Origin of the sequence: Janthinobacterium woesei, assembly GCF_051380875.1 — a bacterium.
Classification (GTDB): Bacteria; Pseudomonadota; Gammaproteobacteria; order Burkholderiales; family Burkholderiaceae_D; genus Janthinobacterium.
In genome coordinates, this window is sequence record NZ_JBNYXW010000012.1 from 144,488 (window position 1) to 168,559 (window position 24,072).

Genomic DNA, 24,072 nt, shown 5'->3' on the forward strand with positions numbered 1-24,072 from the left:
TCCCATTTTTGACTGATTTTGCATTGCAATAATTCAGGTATGGTGCCGCGTGCCACGTGGTGTGCTTTTGGTTTTCCTTATTTGGAGCTACTCTCATGACGTTTCCTACAGCGACGCTGCTTCGCTTGCTCATCCTTGCCAGCCTGAGTGTCAGCGGCGCCAGCCGCGCAGACTGGGTCATCGCACCCGATATCGAGGCAATCAAACCCCTGCCCAATGATAATCAGCGACAGCCACAGAATCCCCCCAGTTTTTCCTGGTCCCAGCATAAAACCCGGCCTGCTTCCTATGTGCTGGAAGTGAGCTTGAAGGGTGCAGTGGTGTATACCTACACGACTGAGCGCAACTGGTTCTTGCCCACTGCCGCGTATGCTCCTGGCAACTACTCCTGGCGCGTTCGCCCTGCCACGACGACGGAATGGTCGACGCCGCGCACTTTCACCATCGATAGCAGCGTTGCCTTGTTTATCCTGCCAGACAGCAAGGTTGTGAGCGACAACGTCAAGAAACACGCGCGGCCGCGCATGCTGGCGCCGGGTTTCCTCAAGGCCTCCCAATGGCCTGCGGCCATGCGCACGGAGCGCGCCGTGCCACTGGCCAACATGATCAATGAAGTGAGCTACAAGATAAGCAACATGGCTGCCGTGCAGGACAGCGACTGGCCGCTGGTGAACACGGGCGTGGCGACGGCTGCGCTGAGTGCGCAGAACGCGAATATCCGCACGCGCATCAATACGACGGGGCGCCAGCTGGAATCGGCGGCATTGCTGTACCGCCTGACGGGCGAGGCGCGCTACCTGAAAGAAGCATTCGTGCGCGGCGATCAGTTTTCCCGTCTCAGTGCCACCGGCCCGACCAGCTATGTGAATCAGGACCAGGGCACGCGCGTGATTGCGCTGTCGCTGATCAAGGCAATCGACTTCTTGTCCGCCGAAATCGATGCGCCGCGCCGCGCCGCCTGGCTCAATACGGTCAACTTGCGCACCACGGATATCTACAATGACCTGAGTGGCAGTAATAACCGGCTGGACCAGTATCCGTATGATTCGCACGGTGGCACCAACCTGGGTTTTCTGGCGCTGATTTCAACGCTGGCGCTGGGTGAATTGCCTCAGGCCAGCACCTGGTTTGACTTCTCCTTCCGTTCCTACGTCAACACCGTGTATGCATGGAGCGGCCCGGAAGGCGGTTTTGCGAATGGCACTGCGTATGGGCAATACACGGCTGATCTCGCTTTGCAGATATGGCAGCCCTTGTTAGAGGCGACGGGCGTGAACATCTTTGCCAAACCCTGGTCCAACGGCTTCCTGCAATTCTTCGCCCATTTCGTACCGCCCGGTGCGGTGACCCACGCCTTTGGCGATGAAAGCGAGCTGACGCCGGATTTCCGCTACATGAAGGCTTTTGCATCGCGCTCCTCGACCCCCACTGCTGCCTGGTATGCGCGTAATATCGCTGGCGACGAGGATTTCCTCACCTTGCTGCAAGCTCCCTATCCGCTGCCTTACACGCGGGCAGCAACATCGGTCGCGCCGCCGAATGCCGCGCTGTATCCGAGCATAGGCTGGGTTGCCATGCATAGCGATCTGGGCGATCGCGCCCGCACCTCCGTGTATTTCAAGTCCAGTCCGTTTGGTTCCTACAATCACAGTCACGGCGACCAGAACAGCCTGCTCCTGTCCAGCGGCGGACGCCCTCTGCTGATCGACAGCGGCTATATGGATTGGTACGGCTCCCCGCTGTTCCATTCCTGGTACCGCCAGACTCGCGCGCACAATGCCATTACTTTCGATGGCGGCATCGGTCAGCTGATTGACGGCAATACGGTCAATCTGGGGCGCAATGGCAAGGTTCTCAGTTTCGCCACCACGCCCGCTCTCGACTATACGGCCGGCGACGCGCTCAATGCCTATGGCAGCGTGCTGAGCAAAGCTTTGCGCAAAGTGTGGTATTTCCGGTCGAAGAACGTGGTGGTGGTGCAAGACCTGCTGGCCGCGCCGGCGCCCCACAAGTTCGAATGGAATTTGCACGCGGCCGCGCCTATCGTGGCACAAGCCGATGGCTCCGTTTCCATCCTCAACGTGGATCGCAAATTGTGCGCGCGCTCCATCTCCAGCGAGCCGGTCACCTACCAGGCGCGCAGCGGGCCGCCGCCGAAGGCGGGCAAGTTCGAAGCGCATGGCGCCTTCGTCAAGCCTGCAGCAACGAGCGGCGAGTTCCTCGTGCTGCTTGATGTGGGCTGCAATAATTTGCCCTACAAGCTCAGTGCACCGAGCACTACCGGACGCACGCTGACGATTGACGGACAGTCAATTGTGATTCCAAATAACTAATTTTTATTAACATAAAACGGAGCCACGGTTATCATGGGCGTGCTCCTCGCGAGCGATGGCTGATTCTCAGCCATCGCTCTTTCTTTTGTGCGCCCGTTTTTTGCGGGCCTGTCATGGTGTCTTACTTTGAAACCACACAGCGTCTTTCGTTTGTTGCAATTGGTGCCAGAGCCTTTGCCGACTTTCCGTGCCGATGTTGCTACCCTGTTCGGGAAGTACCTGCCGCGCCACGGCGTGGTCTGCGATATCGTCGGCAAGGCCGGCGAGGGGGCATTGCCCGATGGCGCTTATGCGAGCCAGGCGCGGCCGGCCGTGCAGTCCAGCCGCATGCGCCAGGAATGGGCATTTTTCAAGCTCTGCCTGCGGCGCGTTGGCACTGCCCGCAAGGACCAGTGCCACCTGATACAGGTGCGCGACATGGTGTCGATCGGCTTGCTCTCCATGTTGCTTGCGCGCTGCAAGGGCATTCCGTTTGCATACTGGGTATCATTTCTGATGAGCGAGGGGCGTATCGCGCGTGCGCGCGCGGAAATTGCCGCAGGCGGCGGGCGCCGCTACCATGTTGTTTTGCTCAAGGGATTGATCGAGCGTTTCCTGCTGTACAAGGTCGTGCTCAAGGGGGCGAACCACGTCTTCGTGCAAAGCGAAGCCATGAAGGCCCTGATGGTGGAAGGTGGCATTCCGGCGGAAAAGCTGACGGCCGTGCCGATGGGAGTCGACATGGAAATCCTGCACGCCGATGCGATCGCGCCACGGCGCCTGGCTGGCTGGGAAGATGTTCCCGTGCTGGCCTACCTGGGCACGCTCGATCGTTCGCGTGAGCTGGGCATGCTGCTCGAGGCCCTGCAGGTGTTGCGCCGCAATCATCCTTCCGCGCGCCTGTTGCTGATCGGTGCTTCGCCGACCGCCGCCGATGTGCCAGCGCTGCTGGCCCATGCCTGCCGGCTGGGCCTTGCCGATGCCGTGCACGTGACAGGCTGGCTGCCATCGTTGCAGGCACTGTCACTGTTGCGTGGCGCCGATGTGGCGCTGTCTTATGTGCCACGCGGTGTGCTGTTCGACTACAGTTCGCCGACCAAGCTGCTCGAATACCTGGCGCTGGGCATGCCGAGCGTCGGCAACGATAGCCCGGATCAGGAAAACGTGCTGTGCACCAGCGCTGCGGGGTGGCTGAGTCTCAGCAACGCCGATGCGATGGCCGCGCAAATGGGCGCCATTCTTGCTGACTTGCCAGCAGCGCGCTTGCGCGCAGCCAGTGGCCCGGCCTACATCGACGCGACGCGCAGTTACCGCGTGCTGGCGCAGCATTTGTCGTTTACCTACAAGGAAACAATTGCCAAAAATTCATAATATGTAGTAATTCTGTGCACCAGCAAAACGGTGGACGATGTCGTTATGCTATGTGATAATGTTTTTTTGAAAGTGTTTCTCTCATGATTCAAATTATCCTTTCCCAAGCTGGTGGTTATCAGGACGTTATTGCTTATCTACAGCAACAGGGCGCCCAGGTCTGCAATGTGGGACCGGAGCGGGTCCGCGGCTCATCGTTTCGCGGCAAGCTGTCGATCCTCGTAGGCATGGTCTCGCCCAAGCTGTGGGGCGTGCGCAAGCTGTGGGGCAAGGACGATGTTGTGCTGCTGCTAGGCTGGCAAGCGCTGCCGATCCTGGCGATGATACGCTGCGGCCTGGTATGGCGTCCGCGCAAGGTACTGGTGATGGCGTGTTTCGTCCATTCCATGCGGGCGCGCCGCTGTGTCAACCTGGTCTGGCGTGCCTTGCGTTTTCCCGGCATGGGTTTCATCGCCTTTTCGAAAGGCGAGGGCGATAATCTGATCCAGGCGGTCGGCATGGCGCCGCAAGATGTGCATCTCCACCAGTGGCGGCAGGAACTCTACGGTTTTGGCGGCGCCGACGCGGCGGTTGAAGGTGATTACGTTTTTGCCGGCGGCTATTCCAACCGCGACTACGACTTGCTGCTGCAGGCCATGGCGGGCGTCGATGCGCCGCTGGTAGTCGTGGCCACGGAACGCAATCATGTCGTCGTGCCAGCGCAGAGTCGCGTGACGCTGCACCTGGATTTGCCGGAGGCCCAGTTCGAGAGTCTGCTGGCCGCCAGCCGCGTGGTAGCCATGCCCTTGAAAGGTCAGGGCGAAGCGTGCGGACAAAGCGTGCTGTTGCGCGTGTTGCGCAATCGCAAACCGCTTGTGGCGACGCGCCATGAGGCGATCGAAGCCTATCTTGGCAGCGACTACCCGGGCTTCGTGCCGCACGATGATGTCGAGGCCATGCGCGCCACGCTCGCTCGCGCCATTGCCGATGGCGCCTTCCGCCAGGTACTCAGCGACGCCATCATGCAGGCAGAACGCCGCCTGGCCCATAGTGGCAGCCCAGGTGAAGAAATTCACCGTTTCCTGCTGCTCTGATGGCCAGGCACCCTTTCCTGCAGGAAGTGCCGTTGCGGGGGCCACTGTGACGATGTCTTCGATCAAGAACGAATTGCGTTTTGGCATGCGGGCGATGTTGCGCGATAATTTTCTGTTGCAGCGCGCGATGCACCGCCTGGCGGCGCATGAGCGCATGAGCGTGGATGAATTGGCGCATGACGCGCAGTTGCGCTTGCATGCCAGTATGCAGCATGCGATCCGCACGCTGCCGTATTATGCGGCCGCGCCCAGCGGTTTTACGCCCGCCCAGGCGGCGCAGGTGCTGCGCGAACACTTTCCCGTGATCGACAAGGCGACCCTGCTTGCGCAGCGTGCCGCGCTATATCCGCAGCAGGGGCGCAAATTGCCGTGGCAGGCGGTGGGCCAGACCAGTGGCACCACCGGCACGCCGTTGACGATCTTTCGCAGCATGCAGTCGGTGTTGATGGAAAACGCCTTCATCCAGCGCCATTGGAGCTGGTCCGGCTACACGCCACGGATGACGCGGGCCACCTTGCGCGGTGACATGGTTGCCGGCATTAACCAGAGCACGCCGCCGTTCTGGTTCTGGAACCGCTACAACCGCCAGTTGCTGTTGTCGTCGCGCCATCTGACCGAAGCGCATGCCGACGCCATCATCGACCGCCTGGAACAGGCGGCGCCGGCCATGTTGCAAGCCTATCCATCGACGGCCTATACCCTTGCCGGCTTGTTGCAGCGGCGCGGCCGGCGCCTCGCCATCCCGTATGTGTTTACGGCATCCGAACCCTTGTATCCGCACCAGCGGGCGCTGATAGTCGAGCGGCTGGGTGTGACCATCATGGATATGTATGGCATGGCCGAGCGCGTGGCCTTCGCCACCGAATGCGAGCATGGCAATATGCATGTGAACAGCGATTATTCCCATGTTGAAATCGTCGATGAACATGGCGCCGCGACGGCTGGCGAAGGCTTCGTGGTGGGAACCACCTACCATAACCTGGCGATGCCGCTGCTGCGTTACCGGCTCAGCGACCGCAGCCGCTGGAAACCGGGCCGCTGCGCGTGCGGCAGGCCATTTCCCATGATCGAACCGGTAACGGGAAAGTTCGAGGACAGCATCACCGGCAGCGGTGGCGCCGTGATCAGCCCGTCGGTGCTGACGTTTGCTTTCAAGGGCGTCGACCACATCCTCAAGTCGCAGGTAGCGCAGGTCGGTGCCGCGCGTTGGGAAGTGCGCCTGCTGCCCGCCCCCGCCTTCTGCGATGCCGACAAGCGCAAGTTGCTTGAGAATATACATACCATGGTCGATGCCGGCGTGAATGTGGACGTGGTGCTGAAAGACGCCTTGCCGAATACGGCCGCGGGAAAATTCCGTTGGGTGGTCAACGAGACGCAGGCGCCCGTAAACGCCTAGACAGCGCCCCCGCTTGCTGGTGGCCGATGCATACATTACCTGGGTCGAGATGAAAAAAATTCTGATGGTTGGCACCAGCTTGAACACCATGGGCGGCATTGCCGCCGTGGCGCGGGTGTATGAAAGTACGGGCCTGTTCGAGCGCTATCGCGTGCATTATCTGGCTACGCACTGCGATGGCGGCCCCGCTGCCAAGCTGCGCATCATGCTGTGCGCCTATGCGCGTTTTCTGGGCATGCTGCTGACAGGCCAGGTGGGCCTGATCCATGTGCATGTCGCATCGCATGCCAGTTTCTGGCGCAAGTCGGGCTTTTTCCTGCTCGCTTTCCTGTGCCGGATTCCCAGCATCCTGCATTTGCACGGTGGCGGCTTTGCCGTCTTTTATGGGCAGCAATGCGGCCCCTTGCGGCAAGCTTATATCCGCTACATTTTCAATCATGTTTCTCGCGTGCTGGTGCTGTCGAGCGGCTGGCAGGCGTGGGTGAGCAGCATCAGCCGCAATCCGCACGTCGAGACCATCTTCAACCCGGTGGCGCTGCCGGCCGGTGTCGCAGCCTGGGCCTCGCGCGCAGCGGGGAGTGTCTTGTTTCTTGGTAAATTAGGTAAAGCCAAGGGCGTCGATGATCTGTTGCTGGCGTGTGCCGGGCTGGCGCAGCGTTGTCCATCGCTGCGCCTGGCGCTGGGCGGCGATGGCGACCGTGCTGCCGTGCAGCAACAAGTCGAGGCGCTCGGCGTGGCGCGCCACGTCGACTTGCTGGGCTGGGTACAGGGCGAGCAAAAGACGCGTTTGCTCGATAGTTGCCGCATCTACGTCCTGCCTTCGTATTTCGAGGGCTTGCCGATGAGCATACTGGAAGCGATGGCTTGCGGCGTGCCGGTGATCGCCACGTCCGTCGGCGGCATTCCCGAAGCCATCGAGGATGGCGTGGAAGGGTATTTGCTTGCGCCCGGCGATGTCGCGGGACTCGCCCAGCGGATCGAACAGCTGTTGTCTGACGATGCGCTGGCGCAAAGAATGGGCGCGGCGGCGCGCCGCAAGGTGGAACGCCAGTTTGCCACCACTGCGGTCATGCCGCTGCTGGAAAAAATGTATGCCGACTTGGGAATGCCTGCTGTATGACAACTTTAGCGTGGAAAATCAACCGCTTGAAACTGATGGGCGCGCCAGAAATCGCCTGGCGCGTGCAGCAGCTGTTACAGAAAAAAGCCAGCAAGTTCGGTATCGGCTTGCTGCGCAGCGTGCCGGCGCCGCAACTGGCACGCATGGGCCAGCCGTTTCTGGCTGGTAATGGCTGCGATACCGATATCGCCGCCTTGCGCGCCGCCGCCGACGCCGTACTGGCGGGCCGCTGGAATGTGTTTGCCCTGCGCGGCGCGGCGTTAGGTTTCCCGCCGCAATGGAACCGCGACCCGAAGACGGGCACGGTCGCGCCTTTGATGCTGGGCAAGCAGATCGATTACCGTAGCGAAAAAGTGGTTGGCGACATCAAATATCTGTGGGAGCCGAACCGCCACCTGGAATTGGTGGCGCTGGCGCAGGCCTGGAAGGCGACGGGCGAGCAGCGCTACGCCGATGGCGCGCGCGTGCTGCTGGAATCCTGGTTTGAGCAATGCCCGTATCCCCTGGGCGTGCACTGGACCAGCTCGCTTGAACTGGCGCTGCGCCTGCTGAATTGGGCTTGCGCCTGGGAATTGCTCGGCGGCCTGGCGTCGCCGCTGTTCCAGGGCGAAGCGGGCCAGCGCTTCCAGCGCCAGTGGCTGGACGCCATTTACCAGCATGGTCACTTTATCGCCGGTTATTTTTCCCGTCATTCGTCGGCCAACAATCATTTGTTCGGTGAGTACATGGGCTTGTTTGTCGCCAGTACCGTGTGGCCCTGCTGGCCCATCAGCAAGCAGTGGCAGGCGTTGGCGCGCAAGGGGCTGGAAGAAGAGGCGCTGAAGCAAAATACGCCCGATGGCGTGAACCGCGAGCAAGCCGTCTACTATCAGCATGAAGTCATGGACATGATGCTGTTGTGTCACTTGATCGGGCGCGCGAATGGCGCCGGCTTTTCTGCCGCCTACTTGGCGCGCCTGGAGCGCCTGGCCGGCTTCATCGCCGCGCTGATGGATGTGGGCGGCAACGTGCCGATGACGGGCGACGCCGATGATGCGCAGATGGTGCGCCTGGCGCACGAATCGGGCTGGAATCCCTACCGCTCGCTGCTGGCCAGCTGCGCCGTGCTGTTTGGCCGCGCCGACTTCAAGCGCAAGGCTGGCGCTTTCGACGACAAGAACCGCTGGCTATTCGGTGTCGCGGGCTTGCAACAGTGGATGGCGCTCGACGCCAGCGTGCCGGAGGCGCCCGTGCTGGCCTTTCCCGAGGGGGGATACTACCTGCTCGGCGGTGGCTTCGGCACGTCGAACGAGGTGCGTCTGGTGGTCGACTGCGCACCGCTCGGCTACCTGTCGATCGCCGCGCACGGCCATGCCGATGCGCTGGCGTTCACTCTTTCCGTCGGCGGCGAGGAGTTGCTGACCGATCCGGGCACCTACGCCTACCACACGCAAAAAAAGTGGCGCGACTACTTCCGCAGCACGGCGGCGCACAACACGGTGTCTGTCGATGGTGTGGACCAGTCTGAAATCGGCGGCAATTTCATGTGGCTGAAAAAAGCCAATGCGCGCATGATTGCTCATGAAACGAATTCTGATGTGCAAGTTTTTGAAGGCGAGCACGACGGCTATCGCCGGCTGGCCGATCCCGTGCTGCACCGGCGTCGTATCGAGTTCAACCTTAATAATAAATGCATTGTTGTAAAAGACATATTACAATGTATAAATGTACATGAAATTGCCGTGCATTGGCAGTTCGGCGACCACTGTATGGTGACTGTTGACGATGGGCAATTGCAGGCACAGGGACAACGCTCCGGCTTGCGCATGTGCTGTTCGCATGGCGCGCCGGAAATCATGGTCGGCAGCGATACGCCGCCTGGCGGGTGGATCTCGCGCCGTTTCGATGAGAAATCACCGATTGCCAGCGCCGTCTGGCGCGTGAAGGTGCAAGGGACAACTGAAATCGTGACGCACATCGAGCTGATGGCGTTGACGTCGCCGGCTATTTATTAAGGGAGAATATTTTGAAAATCAGTATTTTTGGCCTCGGCTACGTGGGTGCGGTATCGGCAGGCTGCCTGGCAACGGATGGACATGAAGTGATCGGTGTCGATCCGAACAAGACCAAGGTGGACCTGATCAACCAGGGCAACACCCCCATCATCGAGAAAGATATCGGCGAAATGATCGCCGCCACCGTGAAAAGCGGCCATCTGCGCGCCACGGCGGACGTGCGCGACGCCGTCTTCGGCTCGGACATGTCGCTGATCTGCGTGGGCACGCCGTCGCAGCTGAACGGCAACCTGGACCTGCGCCACGTGCGCAAGGTATGCGAGGAAATCGGCGCCGCCATCCGCGAAAAGGACACTTTCCACGTTGTCGTGGCGCGCAGCACCATGCTGCCAGGCTCCATGCGTTCGCTGGTGATCCCGACCCTGGAAGCGGCGTCGGGCAAGGTCGCTGGCGTCGATTTCGGCGTGTGCAACAACCCGGAATTTCTGCGTGAAGGCACGGCCGTCCACGATTACTACCATCCGCCCAAGACCGTCATCGGCGAATCCGATGAAAAGGCCGGCGCGCTGCTGGTGCAGCTGTACGCAAAAATGGATGCGCCGCTGGTGCGCACCGATGTCGAAACGGCCGAGATGGTCAAGTACACGGACAATACCTGGCATGCCGTGAAAGTGGCGTTTGCGAACGAGATCGGCAATATCTGCAAGGCGGTCGGCATCGACGGCCACAAGGTGATGGAGATTTTCTGCCAGGACACCAAGCTGAACCTGTCGCCGTACTACATGAAGCCAGGCTTCGCCTTCGGCGGCTCATGCCTGCCGAAAGACGTGCGTGCGCTGACCTACAAGGCGCGCACCCTGGACCTGGACTTGCCATTGCTCAACTCCATCCTGCCGTCGAACCTGCGGCAGGTGGAAAAGGGCATCAAGATGATTACCGACAAGGGGGCGCGCAAGGTGGGCATCCTGGGCTTCTCGTTCAAGGCCGGCACGGATGATTTGCGCGAGTCGCCGCTGGTCGATGTGATCGAGTATCTGCTGGGCAAAGGCTACGAGCTGAAGCTGTACGACAAGAACGTCAATCTGGCGGCCTTGACGGGCGCCAACCAGGATTATATCCTGAACATGATCCCGCACATTTCCAAGCTGATGGTGGACAACATGCAGGACGTGCTCGATTTTGCCGACACCATCGTCATCGGCAACGGCGCGGCCGAATTCAAGACAGTGCCAGGCAGCCTGAAGCCGCACCAGCACATCGTCGACCTGGTGCGCATCAGCAAGGAACAAAGTGGAGAGCAATATGACGGCATCTGCTGGTAAGAACGTGGCAGGCGCGCCACGGCGGGTGCTGATCCTGGTGGAAAACCTGCCGTCGCCCTTCGACCGGCGCGTGTGGCAGGAAGCGACTACCTTGCATGCGAACGGCTATGAAGTGTCGATCATCTGTCCCACGGGCAAGGGTTACGAGTCGCGTTACGAAGCCATCGACGGCATCCATATCTACCGCTACAACCTGCCGCTGGAAGCGGAAGGGGCCAAGGGCTACCTGGTGGAATACTCGCTGGCGCTGTTCCACACCTTCCGCCTGGCCTGGAAAGTGCATTTTGCGCGCGGCTTCGATGTCATCCACGCCTGCAATCCGCCCGATTTGCTGTTCCTCATCGGCGGCTTCTTCAAGTTGACGATGGGCAAGCGTTTCCTGTTTGATCATCACGACATCAACCCGGAGCTGTATGAAGCCAAGTTTGGCCGCCGCGACTTCTTTTACAAGCTGATGGTGCTGTTCGAGCGCTGGTCGTTCCAGAGCGCCGACGTGTCGATCGCCACCAACGAGTCCTACAAGAAGATCGCCATCGAGCGGGGCGGCATGGACCCGAACGACGTGTACGTGGTGCGCAGCGGTCCCAAGCTGGACCGCTTGCGCTTGCTGCCGCCCGTGCCGGAACTCAAGAAGGGCCGCGCCTACCTGGTCGGCTACGTGGGCGTGATGGGGGCGCAGGAAGGCATCGACCTGCTGCTGCAGGCGGCGCAATACATCGTGCAGACCCTGGGGCGCCAGGATGTGCAGTTCGGCCTGGTGGGGGGCGGCACGTCGCTCGAACAGATGCAGCAGATGGCGCAGGACATGGGCATCGCCGACTACGTCACCTTCACGGGCCGCGTGCCTGACCAGCAATTGCTGGAAATGCTCAATACAGCCGACGTGTGCGTGAATCCCGATGTGGCCAACGACATGAACGACAAGTCGACCATGAACAAGATCATGGAGTACATGGCCCTGGGCAAGCCGATCGTGCAGTTTGACCTGGCCGAGGGCAAGGTTTCAGCGCAGCAGGCATCCTTGTATGCCTTGAAAAACGATCCCGTCGACATGGCACGCAAGATCGTCGAATTGCTCGATGACCCGGTCCTGCGCGAGCAGATGGGGGCGTTTGGCCGCCACCGCGTGATCAATGAACTGGAGTGGGAATATGAGGCGCCGAAGCTGCTGGCCGCATATGCGCGCCTGTTTCCCGGCGCCGTGCCCGCCGCGTCGGTGACGCTGAGCAAGGACGGCCGCTAAGGAGGCGCCGGCGGCGCTGTATGCTGCCCAATAAACTGTTTGCGAAGTGAAACCATGAAAATTTATCCAGTCATCCTGTCCGGCGGTTCGGGCACCCGTTTGTGGCCGTTGTCGCGCGCCCTGTTGCCCAAGCAATTGTTGCCGCTGGTGACGGACAAGACCATGCTGCAAGAGACGGCGCTGCGCGTGCACTGCTTGCCCAACCGCCGCGCCGGTGATAGCGCGCTGGCCGACTTCGACATCATGCCGCCGCTGGTGGTGTGCGGCAATGAGCACCGCTTCATGGTGGCCGAGCAACTGCGCGAGATCGGCCTGGCGCCGCTGGGTATCCTGCTCGAACCGGTGGGACGCAATACGGCGCCAGCCGTGGCGGTGGCGGCGCATTACCTGCTGGCCATCGATCCGCAGGCACTGATGCTGGTTTTGCCGGCCGACCACGTCATCACCGATGTCGCCGCGTTCCACTTGGCGATCGCCGAGGCGGCGCTGCTGGCCAGCAATGGCGCCCTGGCCACCTTCGGCATCGTGCCGACGGCGCCGGAAACGGGCTATGGCTATATCCGCAGCGGCGCGCCCGTGGCGCAGGGCGGGGCGGGCTGCCAGGTCGAGCGCTTCGTGGAAAAGCCGGACCTGGCCACGGCGCAGTCTTTCCTTGCTGCTGGTAATTATTTCTGGAACAGCGGCATGTTCATGTTCCGCGCCGAGCGCTATCTGGGCGAACTGGGTGCTTTCCAGCCAGCCATGCTGGCCGCTTGCGAGGCGGCCGTGCGCGACGGCTACCGCGACCTCGATTTCTGCCGCCTGGAAGAAAAAGCCTTCGCCGCCTGTCCGTCGGACTCGATCGATTATGCCGTCATGGAACAGACGGCGCACGCGGTGGTGCTGCCGGCCGCCATCGGCTGGAGCGATGTCGGCTCCTGGTCGGCCCTGTGGCAAGTGCAGGCGGGCGACGCCAGCGGCAACGTGGTCCGCGGCGACGTGTACCTCGATGGCGTGAGCAATTGCCTGGTGCGCGCCGAAAGCCGCATGGTCGCCGTGCTCGGCGTGCAAGACCTGGTGGTGGTGGAAACGGACGACGCCATTCTGATCGCGCACAAGGACCAGGTACAGCGCGTCAAGCAGGTGGTCGATCATTTGAAGCAGGCCGGCCGCAGCGAGCACCAGCAGCACCGCAAGGTGTACCGCCCGTGGGGCAGTTATGAGGGCATCGACATCGGCGAACGCTTCCAGGTCAAGCGCATCATCGTCAATCCGGGCGGCAAGTTGTCCTTGCAAATGCACCACCACCGCGCCGAACACTGGGTGGTGGTCAGCGGCACGGCCAGCGTGACTTGCGGTGACAAGGTGACCTTGCTAACGGAGAACGAATCGACCTATATCCCCATCGGCATGACGCATCGCCTGGAAAATCCGGGCAAGCTGCCGCTCCACCTGATCGAGGTGCAGTCGGGCAGTTACCTGGGAGAGGACGATATCGTGCGCCTGGAGGATGTGTATCGGCGTGTCTGATGTGCGCCTGGGGCTGTGCGGTGCACTACTCGTCAAGCGGAGCCGGATGCATGACGTCGGGAATGCAGTCGCTCTTGATGATTTTCCCAGGGTTTCCTGCAACGATGGAGTAGGGGGGGATGTTTTCGCTGACGACGGCGCCGCCCGCAATGCGGCTGCCGCGCCCGATAGTGATGCCGCCCGTTATGATCGCATGCGGACCGACCCATACTTCATCTTCCAGTGTCGGGTAGCCCGTCATGCGCTGCCCATCTGCGCTAATGCGGTCACGTCGCCCCAGCGTTACGCCATGAAATAATGTCACATTTCGGCCAATGACTGCGGCAGGACTCATGACCATTCCCCAGCCATGCGTCAGGGCAAAACCGGCCCCAATTTTTGTTTGCCAAGGGAAATCCACGCCGGCCATCGAGGAAGTGCATCGATGTAGTAGCTTGCATGCTGGCAGCAGCAACTTCCCCGCACCTTTGGCATTGCGCGCTGCCTGGCACAGCCGGGCCGTTGCCACCACTCGGAATGCGCGATTGCGTATCACGCCCGCAAGCGTCAATAGCGCGCTGCTGCGGCCATATTGACGATAGGTATCTGCCTGTAACTCCATCCATGCTGACATGTGCGCCCCAGTACATTAAAAACGGGTTGGTATTATTTTAATAATTATAACCTTATCCATATTGTTGTACTGAACGAATAGCATTGTTAACCTATCGAGAAATGATGCCATAAGGAAATTAATAATTAAAAATAGTGCAGCATAAAAAATTGATTTATGCTATTTCCATGTCTGATTTGATAAGATAAGTTTATGTGGGTACGCCGTCATCCGCCATCACATTTGGTGGAATCGTATGAAGAAACATACTTTTTCGATACATGCACAGTCAGACAGCAGGGGCACAGGGAAAAAACCTGGAGTTCCCCTGCTTGACGTGGACAGAGCTTTTTTTCGCCTGTCGATTGCATGGCGCTATAATCATCTGGCACAGCTGGCGGCTGCCACGTGGCGGCTTCGATTCCACCTCATCGGGCGAGATTCACCATTGCGTAACTTTTTCTGTTTTTCGCTGGCGCTGGTCGCCGGCATCGCGCATGCCGAGGCGCCGCCAGCGGCGCCACGATTGCAGCCGTCGCAACTGGCCATCGTCATCAACGATGCCGAGCCGAATAGTATCGAAGTGGGCGAGTATTACCGCCAGGCGCATGCCATCCCTGTGGCGAACGTTGTGCACGTGAATATCCCGAACCGTCCGCGCAAGCTCAGCGCAGATCAGTTCGCGCAATTGAAGGAGCGCATCGACGCGCAATTGACGCCGGGTATCCAGGCCGTGCTGATGGTGTGGAGCGCCCCTTATGCGGTCGAGTGCAATGCCATTACTTCCGCGTATACCCTGGGCTATGATGGCGCGCAATGCAGCAAGACCTGCGGCCCAGGCAAGCCGAGCACTTATTTCAACAGCAATGTGCAGCAACCGTTTACCCAGATGGGCATGCGCTTGTCGATGCTCTTGCCTGTCGATTTTGTGGACGAAGCCAAGGCCGTGGTGGATCGCGGCACGGTCATCGGCTTTTCCGTGCCGACCGCCAGTGCGTATTATCTGACCACCAGCGAAGGTGCGCGCAATAGCCGTGCCGCCTTCTTTCCGCCGGCCGGGGTCGTGCGCCAGCGCAAGCTGACGATCAAGAACCTCAAGGCGGACGTTCTCGAAGGGGCGCAGGACATCATGGTGTATCAGACCGGCGTGGCGAAGGTTGCCAAGCTCGATACCCTGCGCTTCCTGCCTGGCGCCCTGGCCGACCACCTGACCTCGTTTGGCGGGGACCTGCAGGGGACTGCGCAGATGAGCAGCCAGCGCTGGCTGGAAGCCGGTGCGACGGCCAGTTATGGCACCGTCAGCGAGCCCTGCAACTACTGGCAAAAGTTTCCCAATTCGACCGTCCTGCTGCGCCGCTACCTGGCGGGCATGACGGCGCTGGAAGCTTATTGGGGCAGTGTCGCGTGGCCGGCGCAAGGATTGTTTATCGGTGATCCCCTGGCGGCGCCATATGCGACATATCGGCGCTGATCAGCGCTGATCAGGTTAGGTAGACGAAAAAAAGCTCTTGCGAGCCTTTTTTCTTATGCTGTGCGGGCCGCCTTGCGGCGTCCGGCAAAGGCCAGCAAGCCGAGGCCGGCCAGCAGCATGGCCCAGGTTTCAGGTTCCGGGACGGCGGGAGTGATGGGCGGCACGACGGCGCCGCCTCCACCAATGGTGTTGCCGCCACTGTCGATGCCGCCAGCCGAGCCGCCACCGCCCACGTCGGCTTGGCCGTCAGGCGCACCTGTTTCGCTGCTGGAAGAAAACAGCAGTGGCGCATATGCGCTACCCGCGTCAGCGTAGGTGCGCGCCGCGCCGCGGTAGCCACCGGCATCGTCAATCGGTGGCTGCTCTTGCCCGGCAACAAAATCACGTGCGCCGAAGCGGTATTGGCCCCCGGAACGTCCGGTACGCGAGCCGGCGCCAGCGCTGTCATCACCCTGCTGTGCCAGCAGGTTCGCCATGCGATGGTCCTGCTTGCCGAATTGCGGATTGCGCAGTACCTGATCGGACTCGCCGGTGCCAAACTCCTGCGCCTGGTTCGTGCCGTCATTGGTGCGTGCGCCGAAGCCAATGAAGCCATTGACGAGGCTGCAGGCACTGTAGGTACCGTCGAGGTCGGCATCGTTGGCCTTGCCATTCGCGCCAGATGTATTTGCCTGGCACCCCTTGTCATCCGTCGTGGACGGTTGCTGCGCACTTTGCGCCTGGGCATTTCCGCCGCACAGTGCTAGTGCCGTGGCAAGCACCAGGGCGCTCGTCGGGCGTCGGGTAAGGGTTGTTAGCATGGCTGATCTCTTTGAATGTGTATCCGGGCCCGCGTGCGCACGCCGTCCAGATGGGATTTCTGCCGGAATCGGCGATGCCGCCTTTATGGGCATCGTCAGATCGGCAACTCAAGGTGCTGGCGTGGATGGGGCCTGCTCCTGCGATCCTCTTGCATTTAGCTTTAAAGTATTAATTCTTATTAGGATTGAAACTTATTTGCATGAAATATATCATATTTCTCCCATCAATGCTTCCCTTGAGTAAATCGGATGATTTTTTTGTTGTTTATAAGCTAGCAACCAAGCGCACTGCTGCAAGACATTTACGCCATTCGGCTTAATCAAATGTCATCAAGTCGTCATCCTCGGCCTTTAATATGCAAATAACAAGTCTGAAATAATTTTGTTAATTGTGGCGCGCCGGCCGGTCATCCTGGTCCGGCGCCATTTCTTTACCGACCGGGATCATCATGCAAACCTCGTTCTCCTCTTTGCGCACGCCCCTGCGCCTGACCGTCATGGCGGCCGTGCTGGCCAGCCTGTCGGTACCTGCCCTGGCCGCTTCCGATGTCGTCATCAGCCAAGTGTATGGCGGCGGCGGGAATAACGGCGCCCTGTATACCAACGACTTCATCGAAATTTTCAACCGCGGCGCCAGTCCCGTGAACCTGAACAACTGGAGCGTGCAGTATGCTTCCGCAGCGGGCACTACCTGGGCAGTGACGGCGTTGCCGGCTATCGATCTGCAAGCTGGCCAGTATTTACTGGTCCAGCAAGCCAAGGGCACTGGCGGCACCGCCGCGCTACCGACACCGGATGCATCGGGCAGCCTGGCCATGTCGGGAACGGCGGGCAAGGTGTTGCTGAGCAATAGCAAGACGGCGCAAACGGGCGCCGGCCCGACCGGTGGTGCCGTCATCGATCTGGTCGGCTTCGGTACTGCCAATGGTTTTGAGGGCGCCGTGGCACCCGCACCATCGAACACCTTGTCGATATTGCGCGCGAATGGCGGCTGCATTGACACGGACGATAACAGCGCCGACTTTACCGCAGGCAGCGTGACGCCGCGCAATACGGCTTCCGAACGCCACGTCTGCGGCGGCCCTGTCGTGCACCAGATTATGACCAGTTGCCCGGCCAGCTTGGCGCTGGCCGTGGGCAATGGCGGCAATGCCGTGCTGCGCGCCGCCGATGTGGACGGCGTCGTCAATGCGGCCAGCTTGACGTCGCCAGCCGTGGCCGGCATCAGCCTGGCCAATTTCAGCGCCGCCGGTGTGGCCGGCGAGAGCGCCAGCGTGAGCCTGCTGGTGGCCGCAGGCGTGCCAGTGGGCAATTACCCCGTCGTCGTCAATTTCAGCAACGACCAGCAGCAGACGGCGGCGTGCCAGGTCGATGTCGCCGTGCAAGGCCTGGCCGCCATCAGCCACACGATTCCGCAAATCCAGGGGCCGGGCGCGAGCAGCCCCTATGCCAATTCCGTGCAGACGACACAGGGCGTGGTGACCCTGAAAGTGGGCACCGGCTTCTTCATCCAGGATGCCGCCGGCGATGGCGACCCGTCGACCTCGGACGGCATCTTCGTCTACACGGGCAGCACGGCGAACACCGTGCAGCCGGGCGAACTGGTGCGCGTGACAGGCACGGTTTTCGAGTACACGCCGACGGGCGCAAAAAATTCCTACACGGAATTGAAGGACGTGACGGCGATACTCACGCAAAGCGCGGGCCACAGCATCGTGCCGGCGAATGTGACCTTGCCGAATGACAACCTGGGCGCAGTGGAAGGCATGCTGGTGCGCTTCACGCAACCGTTGACCGTGTCGCAAAACGCCTACCTGGGCGCGCGCGGCGAGCTGACCCTGTCGGCGGGACGGCGCGAAGTGCCGACCAACCGCCATCGGGCCGGATCGGCCGAGGCGCAAGCCTTGATCGCGGCCAATGGGAACAACCTGATCGTGCTCGACGATGGCATCTTCGTTGCGCCGCCGGCCATTCCGTACATTGGCCAGGATGGCACCGTGCGCAGCGGCGACACGGTGGCCGACCTGACGGGCGTGGTGGACTTTGGCGCCATCGGCGGTGGCGGCGCGGCGTACAAGCTGCAGCCGACGCAGGCGCCGCAGTTCTCGCGCGACAATCCCCGCACGGCCGGGCCGGAATTGCCAGCTGGTAACGTGAAAGTGGCCAGCGCCAACGTGCTCAATTTCTTTACGACCTTTACGAATGGCAATAACGTCTTTGGCGAGACGGGGCAGGGCTGCACCCTGGGTGCATCGACCACCAAGTCGAATTGCCGCGGGGCCGACAACCTGGCCGAATTCATCCGCCAGCGCGACAAGATTGTGGCCGAGCTGAAAGCCATCGACGCGGACGTGGTGGGCTTGATGGAAATTCAGAACAATGGCGAGACAGCCGTCACTTACCTGGTCGAGCAACTCAATGCCGCCATCGGCGCCGTCAGCTATGCCGTGGTGCCGAAACCGGCCGCCACGGGTACGGACGCCATCCGCGTGGCGATGATCTACAAGCCAGCCAGGCTGGGCCTGGTGGGGAGCGCCTTGGCGGACGCCAACGCCATCAACAACCGGCCGCCGATGGCGCAGACGTTTCAAGCGGCGAATGGCGAGAAATTCTCGCTGATCGTCAACCACCTGAAATCGAAGGGCAGTTGCCCATCCGGCAGTGGGCCTGACGCCGACAACAACGATAGCCAGAGTTGCTGGAACGCCACCCGCGTGCAGCAGGCGCAGCGCCTGGTGGGCAGCTTCGTGCCGCAAGTGGCCGCCGCCGCCGGCGACGCCGACGTGCTGGTCATCGGCGACTTGAATTCGTATGGCGCGGAAGACCCGATCCAGGTCATCACGGGTGCCGGCTTCGTCAACGAGCTCGAGCGTTTCGTGCGGCCGTCGGGCATGCCGTATTCGTATGTGTTCGGCGGCCAGAGCGGCTACCTCGACCATGCACTGGCCAGCGCCTCGCTGAGTGCGCAAGTGGCCGGCGTGGCCGAGTGGCATGTGAATGCCGACGAGCCGGAAGTGATCGACTACAACATCGACCCGGCCAAGCCGCAAGACCTGTACAACGCCTTGCCCTACCGCGCCTCGGACCACGACCCGGTCGTCATCAGCCTGGACTTGCAGCCCGCCTACCGCGACATCACGGCCGCCGTCTCGACGGCCAGCTCGGGCCTGGCGTTCAACCGCGTGACGCAGAAATACACGGGCACGTTTGCCTTTACCAACACGGGCGCATCCGCCATCAATGGCCCATTCCAGGTGGTGTTTGGCGGCTTGCCGGCCGGCGTGGCGCTGGCCAACGCCACGGGCAGCCATGCGGGCGCCGCGTATGTGAGCGTCAACGCGGCCAGCCTGGCGCCAGGCGCGACGGCCTCGTTCGCCGTCAGCTTCACCAATCCGTCGAAAGTGACGATCAACTACTCGGCCAGCATTTTTGCCGGCAATTTCTAAGGATAAGACCATGTTTGCAACGAAACGCAACCTCACCCTGCGCCACGCCGTGCTGGCCGCCTTGCTTGCCGGCAGCAGCAGCCTGGCGCTGGCGGACCCGCTCAGCTACCACGTGGAAATCGACACCAGCCAGTTTTCCGGCGCCGGTTTCCTCGACTTCGCTTTTATCGCCGGCAATAGTCCCGCGCCGGGCGCGACGGCCATCCTGAGCCAGTTCACGGGCGCCTTTGGCGTGCTGGAATCGCAGGACGGCGAGGTCAGCGGCAGCTTGCCGGGCACCTTGAGTTTTGGCAATGGCGGCGCCTATAACGACTGGTTCCATAACGTGACGCTGGGCGGTACGTTCGGTTTCAACATCGTCTTTGGCGGCGACTTCCTGAATACGGCCGGCAACGCGGGCACCACGTTCGGCGTGGGCTTGCTCGATGCCACGACGATGTCCTACCTGGGCAATGTAAATGGCAACCTGCTGCAGTTCGAGCTGACGCCGGTCAATGGCGGCTTGCCCGCCTCGATCGTCGGCAGCAGCTACGCCGGCATCGCATCGGTCTCGGCCGTACCGGAAACGTCGGAGTGGATGATGCTGACGGGCGGCCTGGCGCTGATCGGCTTTGCCCTGCGTCGTCGCCAGACCTTGCCGGTGGCGTCAGCAGCCGTTTAGCCGTCGCGACACAGCGGACGCGCGTTCGCTGTTTTTTTTGGCTCTGTCCACTGTAAGTGTGGGAATGTTCTTGGACGGCCGAGGTCTAAAGATCAGACCTTACCGCCCAGGAGCACATCATGCGTCCAAGCCAGTGGCAGATATTCATCAAGCTCTGCACGCAACTGTCGTCCCGCCAGCGACTCGCTGGCATCGACTTGCTACGCAACAACGGTGCAGTACAGGATGCCGCCACCGCCCTGATCGAACAGGCGGCGCAGGCGCAGTCACGTTGTCCTGTATGCCGATCCGATCACGTCCACCGGCATGGCCAGGCGCATGGCTTGCAGCGCTATCGCTGCGTACCCTGCGGCAAAACCTTCAATGCCTTGACCGGCACGCCGCTGGCGCACTTGCGCTACAAGACACGTTGGTTGGCCTACGCCGACTGCCTGCTCAATTCTTACTCCGTGCGCAAGGCCGCCCAACTGCTCGATAGTCATCGCAACACCAGTTTTCGCTGGCGCCATCGCTTTCTCGCGTTGGCAAAAACCGACCGGCCGCGCTGCCTGCATGGCATTGCCGAGGCCGACGAAATGTATGTCCTGGAATCGCAGAAAGGTTCGCGGCACATGACGCGGCCAGCGCGCCGCCGTGGCGGCCGCGCCCGCCAGCGTGGCATTTCCAATCAACAGGTATGCATCCTTGTCGTACGCGACCGTACCGGGCAAACCCTCGATTTCGTGACCGGCAAGGGCCCGCTCAGCAAGGCGAAACGGCACGCCTGCCTGCCCCCCGTGATCGACCGCGATATTCTGCTGGTGACCGATGGCCATCCGGCCTATCCGGTGTTTGCCAGGGAAGCCGGCATCCTGCACGCAGCGGTGAACTTACGCGCAGGCATCCGCGTGCGCGGCACCGTGCATGTGCAGAATGTAAGCGCTTATCACCGCCGTCTACGTGGATGGCTGAGCGCGTTCCACGGCGTGGCCACGCGTTATCTACCCAACTACCTGGGCTGGCGCTGGATACTCGATGCCAGGCGGATCCTCTCGCCGGAAAGCTTGCTCAGGGCCACATTCGGCGTCTTCCCACACTTAACAGTGACATAGTCTTTTTTCGTCTATTTATTTGAAATAGCTATAAATCAGGAAACTAAATTGTATTAGTCAGCGTTTTAAGCTTGATGCATAGTAAAAAACTTGTCGAGCCGTCTAGTTTTTAAGGGGCGCCAACTTTTTTGGAGGATGCATCGATGCCAGCCCATATTGTCGTGCTTGAAAATGCGCCCGCCTTGCAGGCGCTGATGGCGCACAACCTGACGAGCGCCGGCCATCGCGTCAGCTGTGCCAGCGAGGTGCGCAGCGCGCTGGTGCTGATCGCTGCCGATGCGCCGGACTTGTTGTTGCTGGAATGGGATTTGCCGGGGGAGTCCGGCATGGCGCTGTTGCGCCAATTGCGCTGCGACAGCTTGCTGTGCGACTTGCCCATCATCATGCTTGGCGTGCGCGACAGCGAACAGGACAAAGTGCTGGCGCTGGAAAGCGGCGCCGATGACTATATTTGCAAACCCTACGGTCCCCGTGAAATGCTGGCCCGCGTGCATGCCCTGCTGCGCCGGCGTAGCCCGCCAGCCGCGTCCGTGGTCATGGCGGCGCTGCGGCTCGATCCGCACACCTTGCGCGTGACTGCGGGCGCCGTGCCGATCGCCCTGGGGCGTGTGGAATTCAAGCTGCTGCATTTCCTGATGGACCATCCGGGCCGCGTGCATAGCCGCGCGCAACTGCTGGACCAGGTCTGGGGCCACGCCACCTATCTGGACGAACGCACGGTCGACGCCCATGTGGGGCGCTTGCGCCACGCCTTGCAGCCGGGCGGCTGCGGCCACCATATCGAAACCGTGCGCGGCAGCGGCTACCGCTATCTGGCGGCCGGCGCCGCCGTCTGCGCATGATTTTTCTGACGGGACGCGAGCAGGAGTACTTGCTGCATGCCATCGTTGGCGCGCATGGCATCGCCGCGCGCAGTGACTTCTTCCTGTGGAGTCAGGGGCCGTTGCAAGCGCTGTTGCCGCACGCCATCCTCGTGTGCGCGCAACTGGGTCGTAATGGCGCCGTGCTGCGCAGCGAAGCGTGGCACAGCGCGGTACTCGTTGAGACTGACTTGCAGGCCCTCGGCGACCCGCGCCGGGGGCAAGTGGCGCGCCTGGCGCAGGCCTGGCATGCAGGCGGCGGGCAGGCGGCCGTCATCGATGAAGTATTGGTGCATGGCAGCACGACGGCAAGCGGCGGCAGCTTTTTTGCCCTGTTCGCCATGCCGGCGGCGGACGCGGCGCGCCAGGCGTATCTGCTGGAGTTGCTGCTGCCCTATCTGCACCTGCACTGGCTGGCGCTGCTGGACAGCGCCATTCCGGCCCCGGCCGGTACGACGCGCGCGGCCAGTGCGCGCGAACTGGAAGTGTTGCGCTGGGTCAGTATTGGCAAAAGCAATCAGGAAGTTGGGCAAATCCTCGGCATCAGCGGCGGGACCGTGAAAAGCCATTTGCAGCGCATCTACAAATTGCTGGACGTGAGCAACCGCACGCAAGCCGTCTCGCGCGGCATCGCGCTGCGCCTGCTGGCCAGCTAAGGAATCAAGGCTGCTTGTGCGCTTGTGCTTATCGCTGGCTTATCGCTGCGGCTCGGGCGCGGCGGGTTTGCGCGTGCCAGTATCGTTGACATGGTCTTCGGTGTCCGGCGATACCCGTGCAACGAGGGGACTTGCCAGCAGGCGCTTGACTTCGGCTGCCGTCAGCATGGCGGCAAAGCCGTTCAGCGCGGCGGTATAGTGGTATTGCACGGTGGCATCGGGTACCAACGCCAGCACGGTGCGCTGCCGCGCCTCCCGCTGCTTCGCGTCAGCCGATGGCATGGCGGCCAGTTGCACGATGTACGCCTGGCGCGCCGATGCCACCTGCGCGGCGGCGGGCAGCACGCTGGCAGCGGCCAGGATGGCAAGGCTCAGACGGAATGCAGACATGAACGTTCCTTCGGTGCGTGGCGGCGGCAAGCGCCCGTGCGCCGATTGTACGCCACGCCGCGTGGCAGGCGGCGCTTGCAAAAGAACGCCTGCCACAAAATGATCGTTTCGCCCAAGCTTGATGGTTTCCCCTGGAATTTGTTGTTCGCAGTACAAACAAAAGATTGTATTAACCATAACCGGCATGGTAGGCTGATCAGCATCAGGCAAGCGCGCGCCGCCTGTGCGCCGCCATCAGCGGCGCATACGGGCGCAATGTATTGAAGGTAGGCAATAGGGAGTTAGCGGATGCATGCAGCATACAGGCAGAACTTGGCGGCAGCGCGCAGCGCGCGTGGTTTTACATTGCTCGAACTGCTGGTCGTCATCGTCATCATCGGCTTGCTGGCCGCCTATGTGGGTCCCAAATATTTCGCGCAGCTGGGCAAGTCGGAAGTGACGGTGGCCAAGGCGCAGATCGAGGCGTTTGAAAAGTCGCTCGACACCTATCGCCTGGATGTGGGGCGCTACCCGACCACGGAAGAGGGCCTGGGCGCGCTGCTGGTTGCGCCGCCGGCCGCCGGCACCCGCTGGAATGGGCCGTACCTGAAAAAAGCCGTGCCGCTCGACCCGTGGGGCCACGCCTATCAATACCGCGCACCTGGCAGCAAGGGCGAGTATGACATCGTCTCCATGGGCAAGGATGGCCAGCCGGGCGGCAGCGGCGAGAGCGCCGACATCAGCTCGCAATAGCGCCAGCGCCACTTTTCCTCATACGGACACGCC

20 protein-coding genes are annotated in these 24,072 nt (G+C 61.5%); 17 read left to right on the top strand and 3 right to left on the bottom strand.

Annotated features, from left to right (window positions below; genetic code table 11):
- Positions 1-95: 95 nt before the first annotated feature.
- The 9 genes from ACQ4W6_RS15840 (at position 96) to ACQ4W6_RS15880 (ending at position 13,340) form a co-directional block, all read left to right on the top strand.
- Positions 96-2,333 carry a heparinase II/III domain-containing protein gene (locus tag ACQ4W6_RS15840; RefSeq protein ID WP_436568130.1) on the top strand — a complete coding sequence of 746 codons (2,238 nt, stop codon included), beginning with the start codon at positions 96-98 and terminating at the stop codon, positions 2,331-2,333.
- Positions 2,334-2,459: 126 nt separating this feature from the next.
- The gene (locus tag ACQ4W6_RS15845; RefSeq protein WP_436568131.1) at positions 2,460-3,683 is read left to right on the top strand and encodes a glycosyltransferase; all 1,224 of its coding nucleotides are present in this window, start codon (positions 2,460-2,462) and stop codon (positions 3,681-3,683) included.
- Positions 3,684-3,766: 83 nt separating this feature from the next.
- A complete protein-coding gene (locus ACQ4W6_RS15850; RefSeq protein ID WP_436568132.1) occupies positions 3,767-4,756 on the top strand; it encodes a glycosyltransferase family protein in 990 nt (329 codons plus the stop codon).
- A gap of 52 nt (positions 4,757-4,808) precedes the next feature.
- Positions 4,809-6,152 (top strand): phenylacetate--CoA ligase family protein, encoded by a 1,344-nt coding sequence (locus tag ACQ4W6_RS15855; RefSeq protein WP_495542724.1) that lies wholly within the window; start codon positions 4,809-4,811, stop codon positions 6,150-6,152.
- Positions 6,153-6,201: 49 nt separating this feature from the next.
- Positions 6,202-7,272: a glycosyltransferase family 4 protein gene (locus ACQ4W6_RS15860; protein WP_436568134.1), complete on the top strand. Its 1,071-nt coding sequence runs from the start codon at positions 6,202-6,204 to the stop codon at positions 7,270-7,272.
- A complete protein-coding gene (locus ACQ4W6_RS15865; protein ID WP_436568135.1) occupies positions 7,269-9,266 on the top strand; it encodes a heparinase II/III family protein in 1,998 nt (665 codons plus the stop codon). Before ACQ4W6_RS15860 ends, ACQ4W6_RS15865 begins: the two co-directional genes overlap by 4 nt.
- An 11-nt stretch (positions 9,267-9,277) precedes the next feature.
- Positions 9,278-10,588 (top strand): nucleotide sugar dehydrogenase, encoded by a 1,311-nt coding sequence (locus ACQ4W6_RS15870; RefSeq protein WP_436568136.1) that lies wholly within the window; start codon positions 9,278-9,280, stop codon positions 10,586-10,588.
- Positions 10,569-11,831: a glycosyltransferase family 4 protein gene (locus ACQ4W6_RS15875; protein WP_436568137.1), complete on the top strand. Its 1,263-nt coding sequence runs from the start codon at positions 10,569-10,571 to the stop codon at positions 11,829-11,831. The genes ACQ4W6_RS15870 and ACQ4W6_RS15875 overlap by 20 nt, the downstream gene beginning before the upstream one ends.
- A gap of 54 nt (positions 11,832-11,885) precedes the next feature.
- On the top strand, positions 11,886-13,340 hold the full coding sequence (locus ACQ4W6_RS15880; RefSeq protein ID WP_436568138.1) for a mannose-1-phosphate guanylyltransferase/mannose-6-phosphate isomerase: 1,455 nt from the start codon (positions 11,886-11,888) through the stop codon (positions 13,338-13,340).
- Positions 13,341-13,365: 25 nt separating this feature from the next.
- On the opposite strand, the gene ACQ4W6_RS15885 is transcribed toward ACQ4W6_RS15880, so the two are convergent.
- Entirely contained in the window at positions 13,366-13,953 is a 588-nt protein-coding gene (locus ACQ4W6_RS15885) for a serine acetyltransferase (protein ID WP_436568139.1), read from the bottom strand.
- 427 nt (positions 13,954-14,380) lie between these two features.
- Between ACQ4W6_RS15885 and ACQ4W6_RS15890 the strand changes: the two genes are divergently transcribed.
- Positions 14,381-15,403 (top strand): TIGR03790 family protein, encoded by a 1,023-nt coding sequence (locus ACQ4W6_RS15890; protein WP_436568140.1) that lies wholly within the window; start codon positions 14,381-14,383, stop codon positions 15,401-15,403.
- Positions 15,404-15,456: 53 nt separating this feature from the next.
- On the opposite strand, the gene ACQ4W6_RS15895 is transcribed toward ACQ4W6_RS15890, so the two are convergent.
- A complete protein-coding gene (locus ACQ4W6_RS15895) occupies positions 15,457-16,203 on the bottom strand; it encodes a PEP-CTERM sorting domain-containing protein (RefSeq protein WP_436568141.1) in 747 nt (248 codons plus the stop codon).
- Here ACQ4W6_RS15895 and ACQ4W6_RS15900 point away from each other — a divergent pair.
- The 6 genes from ACQ4W6_RS15900 to ACQ4W6_RS15925 all read left to right on the top strand — a co-directional run bounded on the left by ACQ4W6_RS15900 (position 16,202) and on the right by ACQ4W6_RS15925 (position 22,917).
- Positions 16,202-16,447 (top strand): hypothetical protein, encoded by a 246-nt coding sequence (locus tag ACQ4W6_RS15900; RefSeq protein WP_436568142.1) that lies wholly within the window; start codon positions 16,202-16,204, stop codon positions 16,445-16,447. The genes ACQ4W6_RS15895 and ACQ4W6_RS15900 overlap by 2 nt on opposite strands.
- A 205-nt stretch (positions 16,448-16,652) precedes the next feature.
- Positions 16,653-19,649: an ExeM/NucH family extracellular endonuclease gene (locus tag ACQ4W6_RS15905; protein WP_436568143.1), complete on the top strand. Its 2,997-nt coding sequence runs from the start codon at positions 16,653-16,655 to the stop codon at positions 19,647-19,649.
- 10 nt (positions 19,650-19,659) lie between these two features.
- Positions 19,660-20,310 carry an NF038129 family PEP-CTERM protein gene (locus ACQ4W6_RS15910; RefSeq protein ID WP_436568144.1) on the top strand — a complete coding sequence of 217 codons (651 nt, stop codon included), beginning with the start codon at positions 19,660-19,662 and terminating at the stop codon, positions 20,308-20,310.
- Between the two features lie 119 nt (positions 20,311-20,429).
- Complete coding sequence (locus ACQ4W6_RS15915) at positions 20,430-21,401, top strand: IS1595 family transposase (RefSeq protein WP_436568145.1); 972 nt, start codon at positions 20,430-20,432, stop codon at positions 21,399-21,401.
- A 143-nt stretch (positions 21,402-21,544) separates the two neighbouring features.
- On the top strand, positions 21,545-22,243 hold the full coding sequence (locus tag ACQ4W6_RS15920) for a winged helix-turn-helix domain-containing protein (protein ID WP_436568146.1): 699 nt from the start codon (positions 21,545-21,547) through the stop codon (positions 22,241-22,243).
- Positions 22,240-22,917 (top strand): LuxR C-terminal-related transcriptional regulator, encoded by a 678-nt coding sequence (locus ACQ4W6_RS15925; RefSeq protein WP_436568147.1) that lies wholly within the window; start codon positions 22,240-22,242, stop codon positions 22,915-22,917. Before ACQ4W6_RS15920 ends, ACQ4W6_RS15925 begins: the two co-directional genes overlap by 4 nt.
- 39 nt (positions 22,918-22,956) lie before the next feature.
- Here the strand turns inward: ACQ4W6_RS15925 and ACQ4W6_RS15930 are convergent, their stop codons facing one another.
- Positions 22,957-23,307: a protease inhibitor I9 family protein gene (locus ACQ4W6_RS15930; RefSeq protein ID WP_436568148.1), complete on the bottom strand. Its 351-nt coding sequence runs from the start codon at positions 23,305-23,307 to the stop codon at positions 22,957-22,959.
- 288 nt (positions 23,308-23,595) lie between these two features.
- Here ACQ4W6_RS15930 and gspG point away from each other — a divergent pair, with 288 nt between their 5' ends.
- Positions 23,596-24,039 carry a type II secretion system major pseudopilin GspG gene (gspG, locus tag ACQ4W6_RS15935; RefSeq protein WP_436568149.1) on the top strand — a complete coding sequence of 148 codons (444 nt, stop codon included), beginning with the start codon at positions 23,596-23,598 and terminating at the stop codon, positions 24,037-24,039.
- The last annotated feature ends 33 nt before the right edge of the window (positions 24,040-24,072 follow it).